This window comes from Vibrio sp. Isolate32 (assembly GCF_022397955.1).
In the GTDB taxonomy this organism is placed as follows: Bacteria; Pseudomonadota; Gammaproteobacteria; order Enterobacterales; family Vibrionaceae; genus Vibrio.
In genome coordinates this window covers 25,476-45,236 of sequence record NZ_JAKEUQ010000015.1, presented here as the reverse complement: position 1 = coordinate 45,236, position 19,761 = coordinate 25,476, and the positions used below count along the sequence as shown (strand labels likewise).

The 19,761-nt window shown below is 46.0% G+C and carries 19 protein-coding genes; 13 read left to right on the top strand and 6 right to left on the bottom strand.

The window, feature by feature from the left end; translation table 11 throughout:
* Nucleotides 1–106: 106 nt before the first annotated feature.
* Nucleotides 107–637 (bottom strand): AAA family ATPase, encoded by a 531-nt coding sequence (locus L1D11_RS12760; RefSeq protein WP_239831752.1) that lies wholly within the window; start codon nt 635–637, stop codon nt 107–109.
* 31 nt (nt 638–668) lie between these two features.
* Nucleotides 669–1,310, bottom strand: a complete 642-nt coding sequence (locus tag L1D11_RS12755; protein ID WP_239831751.1) for a DUF2959 domain-containing protein — start codon at nt 1,308–1,310, stop codon at nt 669–671.
* Nucleotides 1,311–1,515: 205 nt separating this feature from the next.
* On the opposite strand from L1D11_RS12755, the gene L1D11_RS12750 reads away from it, so the two are divergent.
* Genes L1D11_RS12750 through L1D11_RS12740 form a run of 3 tightly spaced genes read left to right on the top strand, consistent with a single transcriptional unit; the run spans nt 1,516 to nt 3,818 of the window.
* Nucleotides 1,516–2,460 carry a virulence factor BrkB family protein gene (locus L1D11_RS12750; protein WP_239831750.1) on the top strand — a complete coding sequence of 315 codons (945 nt, stop codon included), beginning with the start codon at nt 1,516–1,518 and terminating at the stop codon, nt 2,458–2,460.
* Entirely contained in the window at nt 2,432–2,866 is a 435-nt protein-coding gene (gene dtd, locus L1D11_RS12745) for a D-aminoacyl-tRNA deacylase (protein ID WP_239831749.1), read from the top strand. The genes L1D11_RS12750 and dtd overlap by 29 nt, the downstream gene beginning before the upstream one ends.
* A 16-nt stretch (nt 2,867–2,882) precedes the next feature.
* A complete protein-coding gene (locus tag L1D11_RS12740; protein ID WP_239831748.1) occupies nt 2,883–3,818 on the top strand; it encodes a bifunctional GNAT family N-acetyltransferase/hotdog fold thioesterase in 936 nt (311 codons plus the stop codon).
* A 39-nt stretch (nt 3,819–3,857) separates the two neighbouring features.
* On the opposite strand, the gene L1D11_RS12735 is transcribed toward L1D11_RS12740, so the two are convergent.
* From L1D11_RS12735 to hslR, 4 genes are all read right to left on the bottom strand, one after another.
* Nucleotides 3,858–5,828, bottom strand: a complete 1,971-nt coding sequence (locus L1D11_RS12735) for an AsmA family protein (RefSeq protein ID WP_239862559.1) — start codon at nt 5,826–5,828, stop codon at nt 3,858–3,860.
* A 153-nt stretch (nt 5,829–5,981) separates the two neighbouring features.
* Entirely contained in the window at nt 5,982–7,607 is a 1,626-nt protein-coding gene (pckA, locus tag L1D11_RS12730; protein WP_048663054.1) for a phosphoenolpyruvate carboxykinase (ATP), read from the bottom strand.
* A gap of 337 nt (nt 7,608–7,944) precedes the next feature.
* Entirely contained in the window at nt 7,945–8,823 is an 879-nt protein-coding gene (hslO, locus tag L1D11_RS12725) for an Hsp33 family molecular chaperone HslO (RefSeq protein WP_239831746.1), read from the bottom strand.
* A gap of 18 nt (nt 8,824–8,841) precedes the next feature.
* The gene (gene hslR / locus L1D11_RS12720; RefSeq protein ID WP_239831745.1) at nt 8,842–9,228 is read right to left on the bottom strand and encodes a ribosome-associated heat shock protein Hsp15; all 387 of its coding nucleotides are present in this window, start codon (nt 9,226–9,228) and stop codon (nt 8,842–8,844) included.
* Nucleotides 9,229–9,542: 314 nt separating this feature from the next.
* Between hslR and gspC the strand changes: the two genes are divergently transcribed.
* The 10 genes from gspC (at nt 9,543) to gspL (ending at nt 19,756) form a co-directional block, all read left to right on the top strand.
* Nucleotides 9,543–10,439: a type II secretion system protein GspC gene (gene gspC / locus L1D11_RS12715; RefSeq protein WP_239831764.1), complete on the top strand. Its 897-nt coding sequence runs from the start codon at nt 9,543–9,545 to the stop codon at nt 10,437–10,439.
* Nucleotides 10,440–10,476: 37 nt separating this feature from the next.
* Nucleotides 10,477–12,501 (top strand): type II secretion system secretin GspD, encoded by a 2,025-nt coding sequence (gene gspD / locus L1D11_RS12710; RefSeq protein ID WP_239831744.1) that lies wholly within the window; start codon nt 10,477–10,479, stop codon nt 12,499–12,501.
* Nucleotides 12,501–14,003 carry a type II secretion system ATPase GspE gene (gene gspE / locus L1D11_RS12705; RefSeq protein WP_239831743.1) on the top strand — a complete coding sequence of 501 codons (1,503 nt, stop codon included), beginning with the start codon at nt 12,501–12,503 and terminating at the stop codon, nt 14,001–14,003. The genes gspD and gspE overlap by 1 nt, the downstream gene beginning before the upstream one ends.
* A gap of 1 nt (nt 14,004) precedes the next feature.
* Nucleotides 14,005–15,225, top strand: a complete 1,221-nt coding sequence (gene gspF, locus L1D11_RS12700; protein ID WP_239831742.1) for a type II secretion system inner membrane protein GspF — start codon at nt 14,005–14,007, stop codon at nt 15,223–15,225.
* 82 nt (nt 15,226–15,307) lie between these two features.
* Entirely contained in the window at nt 15,308–15,751 is a 444-nt protein-coding gene (gspG, locus tag L1D11_RS12695; protein ID WP_017062485.1) for a type II secretion system major pseudopilin GspG, read from the top strand.
* A gap of 65 nt (nt 15,752–15,816) precedes the next feature.
* A complete protein-coding gene (gspH, locus tag L1D11_RS12690; protein WP_239831741.1) occupies nt 15,817–16,410 on the top strand; it encodes a type II secretion system minor pseudopilin GspH in 594 nt (197 codons plus the stop codon).
* Complete coding sequence (gene gspI, locus L1D11_RS12685; RefSeq protein ID WP_105057736.1) at nt 16,397–16,771, top strand: type II secretion system minor pseudopilin GspI; 375 nt, start codon at nt 16,397–16,399, stop codon at nt 16,769–16,771. Before gspH ends, gspI begins: the two co-directional genes overlap by 14 nt.
* Nucleotides 16,758–17,525: a type II secretion system minor pseudopilin GspJ gene (gene gspJ, locus L1D11_RS12680; protein ID WP_239831740.1), complete on the top strand. Its 768-nt coding sequence runs from the start codon at nt 16,758–16,760 to the stop codon at nt 17,523–17,525. Before gspI ends, gspJ begins: the two co-directional genes overlap by 14 nt.
* A complete protein-coding gene (gene gspK, locus L1D11_RS12675; RefSeq protein ID WP_239862557.1) occupies nt 17,509–18,558 on the top strand; it encodes a type II secretion system minor pseudopilin GspK in 1,050 nt (349 codons plus the stop codon). The genes gspJ and gspK overlap by 17 nt, the downstream gene beginning before the upstream one ends.
* Entirely contained in the window at nt 18,527–19,756 is a 1,230-nt protein-coding gene (gene gspL / locus L1D11_RS12670; protein ID WP_239862555.1) for a type II secretion system protein GspL, read from the top strand. The genes gspK and gspL overlap by 32 nt, the downstream gene beginning before the upstream one ends.
* Nucleotides 19,757–19,761: the final 5 nt, after the last annotated feature.

The window sequence follows — 19,761 nt, the reverse complement described above, 5'->3', positions numbered from 1 at the left end:
AGATAACCAGATACTAAGAGGGTGGGTATCTTCGATACTCGTTGTCTTTTATCCATATCTACTCATCGAGTCGTCATTCCAGAATCGATGAGTAGATATCAGGAATCTAGCTGCTGATACTTAGTTGGTTTTCAACGAATTGAACTCGTTCTTCCACCGACATAAACGGTACCTCAACCACATCATAACCCAGCTCTTGATAGACTCTCACCAGCGCGTGGTGAATCTCTAACGCTTCTTCAAATGGGTAAGGGCGCACTTCATCTTGAACATAGATCGAAACCTCGGGGCGACAGAATAATACTTGAGAGTGGTAACCTTGGCTTGCCTCTCGGTAGGTCGCATTGATCTCTAGGTTAGCCTGAGCCAAATAGCCACAAATGTCCGGAATAGCGCGATCGAGAAAGGCAATCGGATGTTGATTGGCTTGGTCTTTTTGCTCGTCCATCACACCTAGACAAAGCTCAGCAAAACCGGGAAGGTCTACCCAAGGTAAGATACCGCCTTCAATCTGACTTTGCTGTTCTATTAACTGGCGAGAGGACTCGGCGAAGGTGAGGCAACCCGCATCAGCCAACGCATTAATCAGTGTGGTTTTTCCGGCGCCAGGGCCGCCAGTTATAATGATTGGGTTCATACGGGCTTATCTTGTGTTGTCTTTTCAGGCGTTACTTCCGATTTAGCCGAGCAAGGAACTTATCCGACTCGGCAATCGCTGCATTCATCTGTTTGATCGCGTATGCGATGTCTTTTTCTAGACTCATAAACTCACTTTGCAGTGAACCAACTGCACTCGCATTGAGGTTGTGTTTCAAATAAAGGGTGTTGTCGCGAAGGGTATTGAGTACTGGATCCATCTTCTTCTCAGCGCGCTTCATGGCTGACAGCATGGTTTGATAAGACGATTTCGTTTCACGCAGTTTTTGCTCACTCGAACGACGTAGGGAATCACTGGTGTAGAGATCGAGCTCGGCTTGCCACTCTTCAAACAGCGCATCAGACACATCTTCGATCGCAGCGATTCGGTCACTCACATTTTGCGCCGCTTTTTCGCTGTCTTGGTATTTATCGTTTATCTTGTTGTACATGTCTTCTAGGTCGCCGCCACTGAAATTAGTCAGGCTGCTGAGTGCTTCCAGTGCGCTGGTAAACTCTTCCTGAGCATCCTGCTGCGACTCTTTTGCATCTTCTACTCTGTCGACCATGATGTCACGTTTGTGATAGCCCACTTGCTCCATTGCAGAGTAATAAGCGGATTGGCATCCAGTAAGAGTAAAAATAGAGAGGACTATAACTATTAAATAAGGCATCCTTGTTTCCTATAGTTAAATAATATCAATCGTAGTAAATAACCGCTCAACCTAGCTTGTTAAAATCCTCGATAACGGCGTTAGAATTTTTGATTGTAGAATAACTACTTATCAAAAAACTCTGCCTTGTTCTCAAGCCTTTTTCCTACGCTATTTTTGAACATTTATTCACTGTGATTGATATATCGGAATAATAATTAGGACTATGAACGAGTTACCAGGGAGATACAAGTTGAAGATAACAAAGGTCGGCATACTTAGTATCCAGTATTTTCGCTACCTCTTAGCGCGTATGACGCATGATCGAGTCAATGTGAATGCGGGCTATTTGGCGTACATTACCTTACTTTCAATCGTACCCATGTTGACGGTTTTGCTCTCTATCTTGTCATCATTTTCCGTGTTCGCGGATGTGGGTATCGTGATTCAAAACTTCATCATTACTAACTTTGTTCCTGCGTCAGGGGATGCGGTGCATGGTGCCTTGTTAGAGTTTGTCGCCAACACGGGCAAAATGACGGCGGTTGGTAGTGTGTTCTTATTTATCGCTGCGCTGATGCTGATCTCTAATATCGATAAGAACTTAAACTATATCTGGCGTGTGACCGAGAAGCGACGTGCAGTATTGTCTTTCTCGATGTACTGGATGGTGCTCACTCTCGGGCCAATTTTGGTTGGAGCGAGCATTGCAGCTACCTCATATGTGACATCATTAAGCTTGCTACAAAACGAAGTGGTGTCTGGTGCCTTTAATACTCTGATTCGCAAACTGCCTCTGATTCTCTCTTTCTTTGCGTTCTTTGGTTTATACCTATTGGTACCCAATAAGAAAATCCATTTCTCTCATGCGGCAGCTGGCTCTTTGGTTGCGGCGTTGTTGTTTGAACTCAGTAAAAAAGGCTTCGCGGCCTACATCACTCAGTTCCCCTCATATCAACTGATATATGGCGCATTAGCGGCAATTCCCATTTTGTTTGTCTGGGTGTATTTGTGTTGGTTGATCGTGCTGGTGGGCGCTGAGGTGACAGCCGCGCTTGGTGAGCAGGAAGAGTGGAGTGAGACGCAAGAAATAATGGTACACTCCACGGATAACAACAAAATCACAGAGCAAGGAAACAACAGTGATAGCACTGATTCAGAGAGTAAGTGAAGCTGCCGTCCGTGTTGATGGCGAAGTAGTTGGTGAGATTGATCAAGGCTTATTAGTACTATTAGGCGTAGAAAAAGGTGATGACGAAGCCAAAGCGAAACGTTTGATGGAACGAGTGACGACTTATCGTGTCTTTGGAGATGAAGACGATAAAATGAACCTCAACGTGAAGCAGGTGAATGGTAAGGTGTTAGTGGTTTCTCAATTCACACTACCAGCCGATACCAAAAAAGGCACACGAGCTGGCTTTTCTCGTGGCGCTCACCCAGAAGATGCAGAGCGTCTTTACAATTATTTCTCTGACCAATGTCAATCAGTGTTGCCAACGGAACGTGGCCGATTTGCAGCCGACATGAAAGTGTCTCTGGTTAATGATGGCCCAGTAACATTCTGGCTGCAGGTTTAAGCTTAAAGGAATAAGCATGTTTAAACTCATAACCCCAACCACCGAAAATCAACTGAACAAGTATTACCATTTTCGTTGGCAGATGTTGCGTGAACCTTGGCGAATGCCGGTAGGTTCTGAGCGCGATGAATATGACCCAATGAGTCACCATCGCATGATCGTTGATGGTCGTGGTCGACCGATGGCGATTGGTCGTCTTTATGTCACCCCAGATCTCGAAGGTCAGATCCGCTATATGGCGGTGAAGAACTCTCGCCGTAGCAAAGGCATGGGCTCACTGATTTTGGTCGCGCTTGAGTCACTGGCTCGCCAAGAGGGCGCTAAGCGCTTGGTGTGTAATGCACGTGAAGATGCGATCTCATTCTATGAGAAGAATGAATTTGAACGTCGCGGTGAGATTAACGACCAACGTGGCCCAGTGCGTCACCAACAAATGGTTAAGCACCTTGATCCAATGGCAGATGTTCTGCGTAAGCCTGAGTGGTGTAATGAGCTGCAGCAGCGCTGGGAACATCAGATCCCGATCAGTGACAAGATGGGCATCAAGATTAACCAATACACAGGTTACCAGTTTGAGTGCAGTGCTCAGCTGAATCCTAACTTGAACCCGCATAACACCATGTTTGCAGGCTCCGCCTTTACGCTTGCGACCTTAACGGGTTGGGGAATGACATGGTTACTGATGAAAGAGCGTGGCCTGACCGGTGATATCGTGCTGGCAGACAGTAATATTCGTTATCGTCATCCGGTTGAGCAAAACCCTGTTGCCTCTACTTCATTGGATGGGATCAGTGGTGATTTAGACCGCCTCGCGTCAGGCAGAAAGGCACGTATCATCATTCACGTGACCATTCACAGCGGCGATGTGGAAGCGGTTGAGTTTACGGGAACCTATATGCTGATCCCTGACTACAAAAAGAGATTATCAACAGACTCCAACGTGAGCGTATAGCTGCCAATGGCTAGCAGATAAAGATACAGATAGAAGGCGCTACTCTTGTGGGGTGGCGCTTTTTTGTTGGCAGTCGTTAATTTTGGAATACTCAGCTTGGGTGAGCTTGCCTGATATTTGGTGGCACTGGTCGTATAGTGAAATAGAGAGAGTGTGTTGCTCTGCTTTTAGCAAGTCGAGCTCTCCTGACATTTCGCCATTTAAAGTTTGAACTCTCTGTGAACCTCCCTCTGCTGCGGATGCACCAATAATGTGCATCGGTTGAAGCGTGAAGCGACCGCGGTCAAAACTCGCGTTGAATTCAGGGATTTCAAATACGTTATCGGTCGAGGTTTCAGAAAGCGTATCGTTAAAGGTCATCACACCCTGGCGAACGCTACCAGTGAGTTGACCTGTTGTGGAATAGCCGAGCATTAAGGAATCGCCGTATAAACCCGCAACTTGAAGTTCAAACTCGCCATAACCGGTTGCGTCGAGCGGTAGTTCAAGTTGCCGTAACATGGGTGCTATCGGTAATCCATCGGCAGAGATATCTAAGCTCCATGGCTTACTGATTTGGTTGAAGTCGAGTGTTGCGTTGGCTTCAATATAGCCGTGCTTTAGGGGGACAAATAGGCGTGTCAGCGTCCATTTTCCTTGCTCGCTATTCATTTCAACCACAGGTTGAGCGCTAATAATGTTTTGGTAGCTAGCATCATTCGCGCTGGCCATCAATTTGCCTTGCCATAAACCTAGCTTTCTATCTTGCAGCAGTTGAACGTGATGTCCTTCAGCATGCAGCCCTGATACCTGCCAGTAAGGTTTCTCTGCGAGTTGGATGAGTTGGGTGCGTTCTATGTTAAGTCGGCTAATTTCGACGTTCTGGAGCTCTGTAAGCCAAGGTATTAAGCGTGCAGCGGGTAGATGATTGTTTTGGCTTTCGGTAATCCATTTGATGCCTTGAAGATCAAGTTGTGCCAAATCAATGGTAGTAGGGGTAACTTTGCCATTTAATTGAACAGTGCCTTGCAGGAATTGTGTGTAGAAGTCTTCAACCAGAATTTGGTTGGACTCTAGGTTCAGCTTGAGGCTTGGGTCGATGAATTGATCATTATCTAAGGTGACGCCTTCAGCTTGTAGAGAGAAAATGGCTTTCTGTTGCTTCCACAGTTCAAAAGGCAATTGGATGTTTTCTAGTGAAGCATCAAAATTTGCAAGGTGACCATCTTTCCACTCTACGTCGCTACGCAGAATATCGAAGCTATTGATGTGGTTGATCTGAATACCTGCCACATCCCATTCTTTGTTCAATAGGCTTTGAGCTTGTTCTTCATTTAATCGCAAACCATCAATCGTCACATTCACCAACGACCAGTCATGTTGATATTGTTCAGCTTGCCCAGAAATCTTGGCACCGCGCCAATCAAATGAAGCGCCATAAAGGGTGCTGTCACTCTGTTTAAGATGTAGGTCTATCAACAGGTTATCGAAGGCTTCGCCTTGCCAATATAACTGCGAGGCAGAAAGTTGGGTTTTGCCATAAGGCAGCTGTGAGTTTTGGTTACCCCACACGGGGTCGGCGATCTGAAAGTCGATGCCCCGTGCATTAAAGTCTGAAGTCGAGAAATCTAGATTATTGATCGCCAGCTGGCGCAACTTGATGTTTGGTTGGGCAAACACTGATGTGAGTATGTCCAGATCGTCTGCTTCTAACTGCAGGCCGCTGATCAATACGGAGTCCAACACTAGCTTAGCTTCAAGAAGAGAGTCTGGGCTGAACCAAATGTCGATCTTGTCGATGTACAGAGGTGGTTGTTTTTCAGATTGGCTTTGGGTGATGCCCATTAAGGTGATGTGATAAGGCGCCTGATACTGAACATCTTCAATGAGCACAGGTTGTTTAATCGTATGTTTGATAAAAAAGTTAGCAACATCGTCGCGGTATTGAGTTTGCAGGCTTAATAGCAACGCTGCGATGACTGCAACGGCGATAGCCAACACAATGCCGAACACCATGAATACCTTTTTCATTCCCTGAAAGCCTTAAATCTCAATAGTCTTAAAACAGAGTGGAACAAAAAGGGTCAAGCATCAACAAAAAAGCCCCTCAAAAGAGGGGCTTGCTACAAAAATATCGTTTTAAATGGGCGCTCGCTTTTGGCTTAGCCCGAGCAGATGCTTGGATTAGTCGAGTTGTGGACCAGCGGCAACCAGTGACTTACCTTCAGCGTTGTCTGTGTACTTGTCAAAGTTGTTGATGAAGCGCTCTGCTAGATCTTTCGCTTTGCTTTCCCATTGTAGTGGGTCAGTGTACGTGTCGCGTGGGTCAAGAATCGCTGGGTCAACGTCGTGTAGCGCTAGTGGCACTTCTAGGTTGAACATAGGGATAACCTTAGTATCAGCCTTATCGATAGAGCCATCTAGGATTGCGTCGATGATGCCACGAGTATCTTGAATTGAGATACGTTTGCCTGTGCCGTTCCAACCTGTGTTCACTAGGTAAGCTTCAGCGCCAGCTGCTTCCATACGCTTCACAAGCACTTCAGCGTACTGAGTTGGGTGAAGAGTAAGGAACGCCGCACCAAATGCCGCAGAGAACGTTGGCGTTGGTTCAGTAATACCACGCTCTGTACCTGCTAGTTTGGCTGTGAAGCCAGATAGGAAGTGATACTTCGTTTGCTCTGGAGTCAGCTTAGAAACTGGAGGCAGCACACCAAATGCATCAGCAGTCAGGAAGATAACCTTTTGAGCGTGACCTGCTTTTGATACTGGCTTAACGATGTTGTCGATGTGATGAATCGGGTAAGAAACACGTGTGTTTTCTGTTTTGGAACCGTCATCAAAATCGATAGAGCCATCGCCACGAACCGTTACGTTTTCTAGCAGTGCATCACGGCGGATAGCATTGTAGATTTCTGGTTCTGCTTCTTTTGATAGACGAATGGTCTTCGCGTAACAACCACCTTCAAAGTTGAAGATACCGTCGTTGTCCCAACCGTGCTCATCATCACCGATTAGCTCACGCTTAGGATCGGTAGATAGGGTTGTTTTACCTGTACCCGATAGGCCGAAGAAGATTGCTACATCACCTTTCTCGCCTACGTTTGCACTACAGTGCATTGAAGCGATACCTTGCAGAGGAAGTAGGTAGTTCATCATTGCGAACATGCCCTTTTTCATCTCACCGCCGTACCAAGTACCACCGATGATTTGAACGCGCTCTGTTAGGTTGAAAGCAACGAAGTTTTCAGAGTTTAGGCCCTGTTTTTCCCAGTTAGGGTTCGTTGTTTTGGCACCATTCATTACCACGAAATCAGGTTCGAACGTTGCTAGTTCTTCGTCAGTTGGACGAATGAACATATTCTTAACGAAGTGCGCTTGCCACGCTACTTCAGTGATAATACGCACACTTAAGCGCGTATCTGGGTTAGCACCACAATAACCGTCAATGACAAACAGACGCTTGCCAGATAGCTGAGTTGTCACAAGCTCTTTCAGTTCATTCCATACTTCAGTTGTGATCGGTTTGTTGTCATTTTTGCCTTGATCTGACCACCACATGGTATCGCGGGTCGTGTCATCTTTAACAATGTACTTATCTTTTGGTGAGCGGCCAGTAAAGATACCAGTGTCAACCGCAACAGAGCCTAGTTCCGTTACTACGCCTTTTTCGTAGCCTTCCAAACCTGGCAGTGTTTCTTCAACGAATAACTGCTCGTAGCTAGGATTACGAAGAACTTCAGTAACGCCAGTCAGTCCGTGCTTAGTTAGATCAATTTGTGCAGCCTTAGTATGTTCCATAACGGTCATAGGTGCTCCTTATAGGATATTTTGTAGGGATTTTGTATTAATTTTTTATTGTTATCTGCTCACCATGCTAGCAACGAGACTCGGGGGAAACAGGGATGCAGCTCAAAAAATACTCATACCGTATATGAGGTATTAAGCGTCTCGTCACATATTGGCCCAACTAGTCTATCCTGTACGCAAACCTTTGCGCTAGGGGCGAGAATATTATTAATTGATTAAAATTAAGTGGTGATTTTATTACGAGATGCCAAGGACTTTACGCTATTTTGATCACAAAAAAGGTCAGCTGAGTGCTGACCTTTTTGGGGTAAATTACGTGTTTTGGGTACACCGTAAATTAATGAACCGTATTGTTGCCTTTATCTGCTGCTTCAGCGTACAGTGCATCAACATCATTCTTGTCGAATGAGTAGTTTGTACCACAGTAATCGCAGTGTAGACCAACGCTTCCTTCCGTGCTTAGGATGTCATAGATCTCTTCTTGAGCAACGGTAATGATAGCCGCTGCGCTACGATCACGAGAACAACCACAGAAGAACTCAACCGGTTGTGCTGTGAACAGTTGCACTTTCTCTTGGTTGTACAAACGGTAAAGCAGTTCGTTCGCTTCAAGAGAGAATAGCTCTTCGTTTTTCACTGTATCTGTTAGTTGCTCTAGGTGCTCGAAGTCATTTTGAGTACCTGTACCATCAGGCATAACTTGCAGTAACATACCTGCAGCGTGTGCTTTGCCTTCATGTTCGCCAGTACGCAGCCATAGACGAGTCTTAAGCTGCTCAGAGTTTGCGAAGTAACCTTCAAGTACTTGAGCTAGTGTGTCGCCTTCAAGACCAACGATACCTTGGTAGCGTTCACCCTTCTTAGGATCGATAGTGATCACTAGGTGGCCTTTACCCATTAGGTCGTGTAGGCCAGCATCGTCGGCAATATCACCTTCAAAACGAGCAACACCACGGATCTTTTGGTTATGGTCGCCATTGATAACTGCTAGAGATACTGGGCCATCACCTTGCAGCTGCATAGTGATAGAGCCTTCAAATTTTAGGGTCGCAGTCAGTAGCGTGGTTGAAACCAATAGCTCACCTAGCAGCTTTTGTACTGGAGCTGGGTATTCCTTGCTAGAAATAACCTGTTGGTACGCTTCATCCATTTGTACCAATTCACCACGTACTGATAGGTCTTCAAATAGGTAGCGATTTAAAACATTGTTTGCCATTTGGCTATTCCTTCTAGCTTATTGATGCTTGAACTTGATGATGTCACGACGTTGCTTTTTATCAGGGCGACGCTCTGGAGCTGGGTTATGTGCGTGTAGCTTGCGTTGTTTCGCAAACTCTTCTCGTTTCGCCAAGCTCTCGGTAGTTTCTTCATAGAGGGTTTGAGCGATCGGTGCTCCGCCACGATGGGCTGAAATTTTCTCGATCGTTACCGTCTTTTCTTCATTACCTTGGCGCAGTGTAATCACTGCCCCAAGTTCGACAATCTTACTTGGCTTGCAGCGCTGACCATTATAGTGGACTTTGCCACCATCGACCATATTGCGAGCAATAGAGCGAGTTTTGTAAAAGCGCGCTGCCCACAACCATTTATCGAGTCTGACAGCTTCATTAGACGTTTTCATATAGGGCTGTGCCTTTTTTTGAGAAGTGAGTAGCGTTGAACAGTATCAACACTATGCGATTTGTTTTATTTGATGATGCTTATCGCATTTGTTAGAAGCTTATGTTGAGGCAACGTGCTTTTTTTTCAAGGAAGATTACAAAATAGCTTAGGTAATGAAGATTTATAGATTGTCTATGATATAGTTCAAGGTCTTATGCTTTCAAAAAAGCATGGACAAAATTTAAGCATAAAAAGCTGAAAGTTTAGTAAGTTACAGTTTTCTTAGTTATGGATGGGTCAGTTAAAGTGAACTTTTTAGAGCTCAAAAGCCGTATGGGGAATTCCCCGCTGCTGAGCCGCTTATTAGATAATGGATTTGTGCTTCAGCAGAAACTGAGCCTCGCTATTTGTTGTGTGCTTATTGCAGCCTCTGCATGGATTTTAGGGCAGCTTGTCTGGTTTATTGAACCGGCCGAGCAAACAGTTGTGCCTTGGAAAGCAACAGTCTCATCGTCTGCGGCTCCTCAATCAACCTTAGACATCTCTTCTTTGCAAAAGAGCAACATGTTTGGTGCTTACAACCCAAGCAAGCCAGCAGTGGTTAAACAACAAGTGATTCAGGATGCGCCAAAGACTCGCCTTAACTTAGTGTTAGTGGGTGCGGTAGCGAGTTCAAATCCCAAACGGAGCTTAGCTGTGATCGCGAATCGCGGAACACAAGCGACCTACGGAATTAATGAAGAGATCGAAGGCACCCGAGCTAAGCTAAAAGCCGTATTAATCGATCGCGTGATCATTGATAACTCAGGACGAGACGAAACCCTGATGCTTGAAGGTATCGAGTACAAGCGTTTGGCGGTATCAGCGCCTGCAGCACCTCGTAGCCCTTCTTCGGTTCGTGGTAATAATCCGGCTTCTGCAGAAGAGAAGCTTGATGAAATTAAAGCGAAGATAATGAAAGATCCGCAACAAATCTTCCAATATGTTCGACTGTCTCAGGTTAAGCGCGACGATAGCGTTATTGGTTATCGTGTGAGCCCTGGCAAAGATTCAGAACTTTTTAACTCAGTAGGGCTCAAAAACGGGGATATTGCTACTCAGTTAAATGGTCAAGACCTGACAGACCCTGCCGCTATGGGCAACATATTCCGTTCCATCTCAGAGCTGACAGAGCTAAACCTGGTCGTTGAGCGAGATGGGCAACAACATCAAGTGTTTATTGAATTTTAATACTTTGCGTCTAACGACGAAAGTGTAGGAGAAGTACGTGAAGCATTGGTTTAAGAAAAGTGCATGGTTACTGGCAGGAAGCTTAATCTGCACACCCGCAGCCATCGCTAGTGATTTTAGTGCCAGCTTTAAAGGCACTGATATTCAAGAGTTTATTAATATCGTTGGTCGTAACCTTGAGAAAACGATCATCGTTGACCCATCGGTGCGCGGGAAAATCGATGTACGTAGCTACGATGTCCTTAATGAAGAGCAATATTACAGCTTCTTCTTAAACGTTTTAGAGGTGTACGGCTACGCGGTCGTTGAAATGGACTCGGGTGTTCTGAAGATCATCAAAGCCAAAGACTCTAAAACATCGGCAATTCCAGTTGTTGGTGACCGTGACTCAATCAACGGAGACAGCGTCGTGACACGAGTTGTGACAGTGCGTAATGTGTCGGTTCGTGAGCTTTCTCCTTTGCTCCGTCAACTGAACGACAACGCAGGCGCAGGTAACGTTGTGCATTACGACCCTGCCAACATCATCCTTATTACAGGCCGAGCGGCGGTAGTAAATCGCTTAGCGGAAATCATCAAGCGTGTTGACCAAGCCGGTGACAAAGAAATTGAAGTTGTTGAGCTAAAGAATGCTTCAGCTGCTGAGATGGTGCGCATTGTTGATGCTCTGAATAAAACCACAGACGCAAAGAATACGCCTGCTTTCCTTCAACCTAAATTGGTTGCTGATGAGCGTACTAACGCAATCCTTATCTCTGGTGACCCTAAGGTTCGTAGCCGTTTAAGAAAACTGATTGAGCAACTTGATGTCGAGATGGCAACCAAGGGCAACAACCAAGTTATCTATCTTAAGTACGCGAAAGCTGAAGATTTAGTTGATGTATTGAAAGGTGTGTCGGACAACCTACAGTCAGAAAAACAATCTTCAACCAAAGGCAGCTCATCGCAACGCAACCAAGTGATGATCTCTGCACACAGTGATACCAACTCGTTAGTTATTACAGCACAGCCTGACATCATGAATGCGCTGCAAGATGTGATCGCGCAACTGGATATTCGTCGTGCTCAAGTATTGATTGAAGCCTTAATAGTCGAAATGGCTGAAGGTGACGGCATTAACCTTGGTGTGCAATGGGGTAACCTTGATACAGGTGCTGTGATTCAGTACGGCAATACTGGTGCATCAATCGGTGGTGTAATGGTTGGTCTGGAAGAGGCTAAAGACACTGAAACGACTACTGCAGTCTACGACTCTGATGGTAATTTCCAACGTAATGAAACGACTACTGAAAAGGGCGACTATTCAACACTAGCGTCAGCTCTTTCTGGTGTAAATGGCGCGGCTATGAGTGTGGTGATGGGTGACTGGACTGCACTGATCAGCGCGGTAGCGACCGATTCAAACTCAAACATCCTATCTTCTCCAAGCATTACCGTGATGGACAACGGTGAAGCGTCATTTATCGTTGGTGAAGAAGTACCGGTTCTTACTGGCTCGACGGCGGGCTCAAGCAACGACAACCCATTCCAAACGGTTGAACGTAAAGAAGTGGGTATTAAGCTTAAAGTGGTTCCTCAAATCAACGAAGGCGATTCTGTTCAGTTGAATATTGAACAAGAGGTGTCGAATGTATTGGGCGCGAACGGCGCGGTCGATGTTCGTTTTGCGAAGCGTCAACTAAATACGTCAGTGATTGTTCAAGACGGCCAAATGCTGGTTCTTGGTGGTCTGATTGATGAACGTGCATTAGAAAGTGAATCTAAGGTGCCACTATTGGGTGATATCCCAGTGCTTGGTCATCTATTCAAATCAACCAGTACTCAGGTTGAGAAAAAGAATCTAATGGTATTCATCAAGCCAACTATCATTCGTGATGGTATGACAGCCGATGGTATCACTCAGCGTAAATACAACTTCATCCGTGCTGAACAGCTGTATAAGTCAGAGCAGGGCCTGAAATTGATGGATAACGATAACATCCCAGTGTTGTCTAAATTCGGTTCTGAGATGAATCATCCGGCTGAGATCCAAGCCTTCATTGATCAGATGGAAACAGAATAATGGCTGAATTGGTAGGGGCGGCAAGTACTTATCAGCGCTTGCCGTTTAGCTTTGCGAACCGTTACAAGATGGTGCTCGAGTATCAGCACCCAGAACGTGCTCCGATACTTTATTACGTTGAGCCTCTGAAATCTGCGGCGATCATCGAAGTGAGCCGTGTGGTGAAAAATGGTTTTACACCACAAGCGATCACTGCAGATGAATTTGATAAAAAGCTGACCGATGCTTATCAGCGTGACTCGTCGGAAGCTCGCCAGTTAATGGAAGATATTGGTGCCGACAACGACGACTTCTTCTCGTTAGCGGAAGAGTTGCCACAAGACGAAGATCTGCTTGAATCGGAAGATGACGCACCCATCATCAAGCTCATCAATGCGATGTTGGGAGAGGCGATCAAAGAAGGTGCTTCGGATATTCATATCGAAACCTTTGAGAAGTCATTGTCGATCCGCTTCCGTATCGATGGCATATTACGTGATGTTTTAGCGCCGAGCCGTAAACTGGCGCCGTTATTGGTTTCGCGTGTCAAGGTTATGGCTAAACTGGATATCGCGGAAAAACGCGTGCCACAAGATGGTCGTATTTCTTTGCGTATCGGTGGCCGAGCGGTTGATGTTCGTGTTTCTACCATGCCTTCTTCGCACGGCGAGCGTGTGGTAATGCGTCTGTTGGACAAGAATGCTACTCGTCTAGACTTACACAGTTTAGGCATGACGGTAGAGAATCACGAAAACTTCCGCAAGCTTATTCAGCGCCCACACGGCATTATTTTGGTGACGGGTCCTACGGGGTCTGGTAAATCAACGACCTTGTACGCAGGCTTGCAAGAGCTCAATAGCAACGAACGTAACATCCTTACCGTTGAAGACCCAATCGAATTCGATATCGATGGCATTGGCCAAACGCAGGTGAACCCTAAGGTTGAGATGACCTTTGCGCGTGGTTTACGTGCGATTCTTCGTCAAGATCCTGATGTGGTCATGATTGGTGAGATACGTGACTTAGAGACCGCTGAGATTGCTGTTCAAGCTTCTTTGACGGGGCACTTAGTAATGTCGACCCTCCATACCAATACAGCAATCGGTGCGGTCACGCGTCTGCGCGATATGGGAATCGAACCCTTCCTTATCTCGTCTTCACTGCTGGGTGTTCTGGCACAGCGTTTGGTTCGTACCTTGTGTAATGACTGTAAAGAGCCTTACGAAGCAGACAAAGAGCAAAAAAAGCTGTTTGGTTTGAAGAAGAAAGAGAGTTTGACGCTTTACTATGCCAAAGGCTGTGAGCATTGTAGTTACAAAGGCTACCGAGGCCGTACTGGTATTCATGAGCTATTGATGATTGATGATTCGGTACAAGAGCTGATTCACAGTGAAGCCGGCGAACAAGCGATTGAAAAAGCAATTCGTGGCACAACCCCAAGTATTCGAGAAGATGGCTTGAGCAAAGTTCTGAAAGGGGTAACGTCTCTAGAAGAAGTGATGCGCGTGACCAAGGAAGTCTAGTATGGCGGTATTTGAATACAAAGCACTGGATGCCAAAGGTAAAAGTAAAAAGGGTTCGATTGAAGCGGATAACGCTCGTCAGGCTCGCCAGCGCTTAAAAGAGCAAGGCTTAATGCCGGTTGAGATGACCGAAGCTAAAGCTAAGTCGTCAAAAGGTTCACAGCCATCGACCAGTTTTAAGCGTGGCATCAGCACGCCAGACCTTGCTTTGATTACTCGCCAAATTTCCACTCTAGTACAATCAGGCATGCCGTTAGAAGAGTGTTTGAAAGCCGTAGCTGAGCAATCGGAGAAGCCTCGTATTCGTACTATGTTACTGGCGGTTCGCTCTAAGGTAACAGAAGGCTACTCGCTAGCGGATAGCTTGGCTGATTACCCACATATATTTGATGAACTATTTAGAGCCATGGTCGCGGCTGGTGAGAAATCCGGACACTTGGATGCGGTACTCGAGCGATTAGCTGATTACGCTGAAAACCGCCAGAAGATGCGCTCTAAGCTGCTGCAAGCGATGATCTACCCTGTGGTGCTGGTGGTGTTTGCGGTGACTATCGTTTCGTTCCTATTAGCAACGGTAGTACCCAAGATTGTTGAACCTATTATTCAGATGGGACAAGAGCTTCCTCAGTCAACTCAATTTTTATTGGCATCGAGTGAATTTATCCAGAATTGGGGCATCCAATTACTGTTGTTGATCATTGGTGTGATTGTGTTGATTAAGACTGCACTCAAAAGACCGGGCGTGCGTCTAAGTTGGGATAGAAAGTTGTTGAGTATCCCGCTGATCGGCAAGATAGCGAAAGGCATTAATACCTCTCGCTTTGCCCGCACACTTTCAATTTGTACTTCAAGTGCGATTCCAATCCTTGAGGGGATGAAGGTTGCGGTTGACGTAATGTCGAATCACCATGTTAAACAACAAGTATTGCAAGCGTCAGATAGCGTGAGAGAAGGGACAAGCCTGCGTAAAGCACTTGATCATACTAAGCTCTTCCCTCCAATGATGCTGCACATGATTGCCAGTGGTGAGCAGAGTGGTCAATTAGAGCAGATGCTGACTCGTGCAGCCGATAATCAAGACCAAAGCTTTGAGTCGACGGTAAATATTGCGTTAGGCATTTTTACCCCGGCACTTATCGCTCTGATGGCGGGTTTGGTGCTGTTTATTGTGATGGCGACACTGATGCCAATGCTTGAAATGAACAACTTAATGAGCGGCTAATACTGTTCATAGAACGTTTTTGGATTATCGAGAAGAAGGACACCATTCCCCTCAACTCGCTGTCTGTAATTTGGAGAAAATAATGAAAAACAGAATGAAGAAACAATCAGGCTTTACCCTATTAGAAGTGATGGTTGTTGTGGTTATCCTTGGCGTGTTGGCGAGCTTTGTTGTACCTAACCTATTGGGTAACAAAGAGAAGGCTGACCAACAAAAAGCCATCACTGATATCGTGGCGCTAGAGAACGCGCTCGATATGTACAAACTGGATAACAGCGTGTACCCAACAACGGATCAAGGTCTTGATGCACTGGTTTCTAAGCCAAGCAGCCCAGAGCCTCGTAACTACCGTGACGGTGGCTACATCAAGCGTCTGCCTAACGACCCATGGGGTAATGAGTACCAATACCTAAGCCCTGGTGATAACGGCACTATCGATATCTTTACACTTGGCGCTGATGGCCAAGAAGGTGGAGAAGGTATTGCTGCGGATATCGGTAACTGGAACATGCAAGATTTTCAGTAAGCCTAGGCTTATTGTCACTTGATGCCGTTATTTGATGTTAGGACGTAAACAGATGGAGTCTAAAGGTGAAAACTAAGCAAACACAGCCAGGTTTCACCTTAATTGAGATTCTTTTGGTGTTGGTATTACTGTCAGTAACGGCGGTCGCGGTGATCGCGACCATTCCTACCAATAGTAAAGATGCCGCCAAAAAATACGCTCAAAGCTTTTATCAGCGAGTTCAATTGCTCAATGAAGAGGCGATTTTGAGTGGTTTGGATTTTGGCATTCGCATCGATGAAAAGAAATCGACCTATGTTCTGATGACGCTTAAGTCTGAAGGCTGGCAGGAAGTCGAATTCGAAAAAATACCCTCTTCAACAGAATTACCGGAAGAGCTCGCACTATCACTCAGCTTAGGCGGTGGCGCGTGGGCAGACGATGATCGGTTATTCAACCCAGGAAGCCTATTTGATGAAGATATGTTTGCTGATCTTGAAGAAGAAAAGAAACCTAAGCCACCACAGATCTACATCTTGTCGAGTGCTGAAGTGACACCATTTACACTCTCTTTCTATCCCAATACTGGCGATACCATACAAGATGGCTGGCGCATTAAAGCGTCGGATAATGGTGTGATTCGATTGCTAGAACCAGGAGAAGAAGATGAAGAGGAATAACCGTTCTCCTTATCGCTCTCGTGGTATGACGCTGCTTGAAGTGTTGGTGGCGCTTGCGATCTTTGCTACTGCGGCGATCAGTGTGATTCGCGCCGTAACCCAGCACATCAATACATTGAGCTATTTAGAGGAAAAAACCTTCGCGGCTATGGTCGTTGATAATCAAATGGCTTTGGTGATGTTACACCCGGAGAAGCTAAAAAAGACGCAAGGCACGCAAGAGCTAGCGGGTCGAGAGTGGTTTTGGAAAGTTACCCCAATCGATACGGCCGATAATTTGCTAAAAGCTTTTGATGTTAGCGTGGCAACTAGCAAACAGGCTTCTCCAGTCGTTACGGTGCGAAGTTATGTGGTTAACTAAAAGCGTGTGGTCAACTAAGAGAATGCGGTTATTTAAAAGCATGACGGTAAATAACAGTATGCCTCGCAAACAGGGTCTATCTTCAAAAGGGAGAGGCTTTACCTTAATTGAGGTGCTTGTCTCGATTGCTATTTTTGCCACGCTGAGTATGGCGGCCTATCAAGTAGTGAATCAGGTGCAGCGAAGCAACGAACTTTCAGCTGAGCGTAGTGCTCGTTTGAATCAACTACAGCGCAGTCTAGTTATCTTAGATAATGATTTTCGCCAGATGGCAGTACGACAATTTCGTACTGATGGTGAAGAAGCATCATCTAAGCTGGTTATAGTGAAAGAGTATTTATTGGATTCCGATAGTATTGGTATCGTGTTTACTCGTCTTGGTTGGCACAACCCACAGCAGCAGTTTCCTCGTGGTGAAGTGACGAAAGTGGGCTATCGCCTCAAAGAAGAGACGCTCGAACGCGTGTGGTGGCGTTACCCGGATACACCTGCAGGGCAGGAAGCGGTTATTACCCCTTTGCTCGATGATGTTGAAGCCTTGGAGTTCGAGTTCTACGACGGAAAGCGTTGGGGCAAAGAGTGGCAAGCCGATAAGTCGCTACCGAAGGCGGTGAGACTTAAGCTGACATTAAAAGATTATGGTGAGGTAGAGCGAATTTATCTCACACCAAGTGGCACTCTAGATCAGGTTGGTGGTGACTCAAATAGTGACTCTTCAGGTAGTAGCGAGGGGAACGATGATGCGTCGAACTAATCAGCTTGCATTATCAAGACGAGCGCTAGGGCGTAAGCAACGTGGTGTCGCGCTGATCATTATCCTGATGTTACTGGCGATAATGGCAACCATTGCTGGCAGCATGTCGGAACGCTTGTTTACTCAATTCAAACGCGTTGGTAACCAGTTGAATTACCAACAAGCTTATTGGTATAGCATAGGTGTAGAAGCGCTAGTACAAGATGGTATTAGGCAAAGCTATAAAGACAGCGATACGGTCAACCTCAGTCAGCCGTGGGCATTGGAAGAACAGGTATACCCATTAGATTATGGACAAGTTAAAGGGCGTATTATTGACGCGCAATCTTGTTTTAATCTCAATGCATTAGCGGGAGTGACAACCACTTCCAGCAACCAGACACCGTATTTAGTGACAGTTTGGCAAACCTTATTGGAAAACCAAGACATTGAGCCTTATCAAGCTGAGGTTATCGCGCATTCAACTTGGGAATTTGTCGATAGCGATACTCGATCAACCTCTTCGACTGGTGTTGAGGACAGCACTTATGAGGCGATGAAGCCGCCTTATGTTACGCCAAATGGTTTAATGGCAGATGAGTCTGAATTGAGAGCGGTGTACCAGGTGACTGGTGAGGTCATGAATAAGGTTCGCCCTTTTGTGTGTGCCTTACCGACCGATGACTTCCGACTAAACGTGAATACATTGACGGAGCAACAAGCGCCGTTATTGGAAGCAATGTTCGCACCTGGCTTGAGTGAGTCGGATGCGAAACAGCTGATTGATAAGCGCCCATTTGATGGGTGGAACACCGTAGATGATTTTATGGCAGAAAGCGCCATTACAGCGGTGAGTGCAGAAATCAGCAAAAAAGCAAAAGCATATTTGACTGTAGATAGCGCCTACTTTGAGCTAGATGCAGAGGTTTTAGTTGAGCAATCTCGTGTACGTATACGAACGCTTTTCTATAGTAGTAATCGAGAAACAGTGACGGTGGTACGCCGTCGTTTTGGAGGAATCAGTGAGCGAGTTTCTGACCGTTCGACTGAGTAGCGAACCACAGAGCCCAGTGCAGTGGTTAGTTTGGTCGACAAGCCAACAAGAAGTGATAGCAAGTGGTGAATTGTCTAGCTGGGAGCAGCTGGATGAGTTAGCCCCTTACGCTGAAAAACGCAGTTGTATCGCTTTATTGCCGGGAAATGAGTGCTTAATTAAGCGTGTTGAGATCCCGAAAGGTGCTGCTCGCCAGTTCGATTCTATGCTGCCGTTTTTATTAGAAGACGAAGTTGCGCAAGATATCGAAGACTTACATCTGACTATTTTAGATAAAGACGCAACCCATGCCACCGTGTGTGGTGTTGAGCGTGAGTGGCTTAAGCAGGCGCTGGATACCTTCCGCGAAGCCAATATTATCTTTCGTAAAGTACTGCCAGACACTTTAGCCTTGCCTTTAGAAGAGCAGGGCATCAGTGCGCTGCAGATCAAGCAGCATTGGTTATTGCGTCAAAGCAACTATCAAGCTGTGTCGATCAATGAGGCATGGCTAGCGATGTTCTTACAAAGCGATTGGGTTGCCTTGGATGATGAAGAGCAGTCACCAACGATTTTTAGCTACACTGCACTGCCAAGTGATGACGTTCAACAGCAAAGTGGCATTGAGTGGCAAGCCAAGCCTGCTGAACTGGTGATGTCTTTACTGAGCCAACAAGCCATCACAAGTGGCGTAAACTTACTGACTGGCACCTTTAAAACCAAATCTTCATTCAGTAAGTACTGGCGCGTATGGCAAAAAGTAGCGATTGCAGCTTGTTTGCTGGTGGCGATAATTGTCACTCAACAAATCTTGAAGGTTCAGCAATACGAGGCACAAGCCGCAGCGTATCGAACGGAGAGTGAACGTATTTTTAGAAGCGTACTTCCGGGTAAGCAACGGATTCCGACGGTTAGCTATCTCAAGCACCAGATGAATGACGAAGCTAAGAAATATGGTGGCTCGGGTGATGGTGATTCCTTACTTGGATGGCTAGCGTTACTGCCAGACACTTTAGGACAAGTGAAAGCCATCGAAGTGAATAGTATTCGCTACGACGGCAACCGTTCAGAGGTGAAATTGGAAGCGAAAAGTTCTGACTTCCAACATTTCGAGACCGCGCGAGTGAAACTTGAAGAGAAGTTTACCGTTGAGCAAGGGCCATTGAATCGTAATGGTGATGCCGTATTTGGTAGTTTTACCCTTAAACCCCGTCAATAAAAAGC

Coding starts and splice junctions, on each gene's coding strand:
- hslO (WP_239831746.1), bottom strand. CDS start 8,823: ATGGCAAACAATGTTTTAAATCGCTACCTATTTGAAGACCTATCAGTA.
- gspI (WP_105057736.1), top strand. CDS start 16,397: ATGAAGAGGAATAACCGTTCTCCTTATCGCTCTCGTGGTATGACGCTG.
- gspJ (WP_239831740.1), top strand. CDS start 16,758: ATGTGGTTAACTAAAAGCGTGTGGTCAACTAAGAGAATGCGGTTATTT.
- L1D11_RS12740 (WP_239831748.1), top strand. CDS start 2,883: ATGTTTAAACTCATAACCCCAACCACCGAAAATCAACTGAACAAGTAT.
- hslR (WP_239831745.1), bottom strand. CDS start 9,228: ATGAAAACGTCTAATGAAGCTGTCAGACTCGATAAATGGTTGTGGGCA.
- L1D11_RS12755 (WP_239831751.1), bottom strand. CDS start 1,310: ATGCCTTATTTAATAGTTATAGTCCTCTCTATTTTTACTCTTACTGGA.
- pckA (WP_048663054.1), bottom strand. CDS start 7,607: ATGACCGTTATGGAACATACTAAGGCTGCACAAATTGATCTAACTAAG.
- L1D11_RS12760 (WP_239831752.1), bottom strand. CDS start 637: ATGAACCCAATCATTATAACTGGCGGCCCTGGCGCCGGAAAAACCACA.
- gspE (WP_239831743.1), top strand. CDS start 12,501: ATGGCTGAATTGGTAGGGGCGGCAAGTACTTATCAGCGCTTGCCGTTT.
- L1D11_RS12750 (WP_239831750.1), top strand. CDS start 1,516: ATGAACGAGTTACCAGGGAGATACAAGTTGAAGATAACAAAGGTCGGC.
- L1D11_RS12735 (WP_239862559.1), bottom strand. CDS start 5,828: ATGAAAAAGGTATTCATGGTGTTCGGCATTGTGTTGGCTATCGCCGTT.
- gspK (WP_239862557.1), top strand. CDS start 17,509: ATGATGCGTCGAACTAATCAGCTTGCATTATCAAGACGAGCGCTAGGG.
- gspG (WP_017062485.1), top strand. CDS start 15,308: ATGAAAAACAGAATGAAGAAACAATCAGGCTTTACCCTATTAGAAGTG.
- gspC (WP_239831764.1), top strand. CDS start 9,543: ATGGGGAATTCCCCGCTGCTGAGCCGCTTATTAGATAATGGATTTGTG.
- gspF (WP_239831742.1), top strand. CDS start 14,005: ATGGCGGTATTTGAATACAAAGCACTGGATGCCAAAGGTAAAAGTAAA.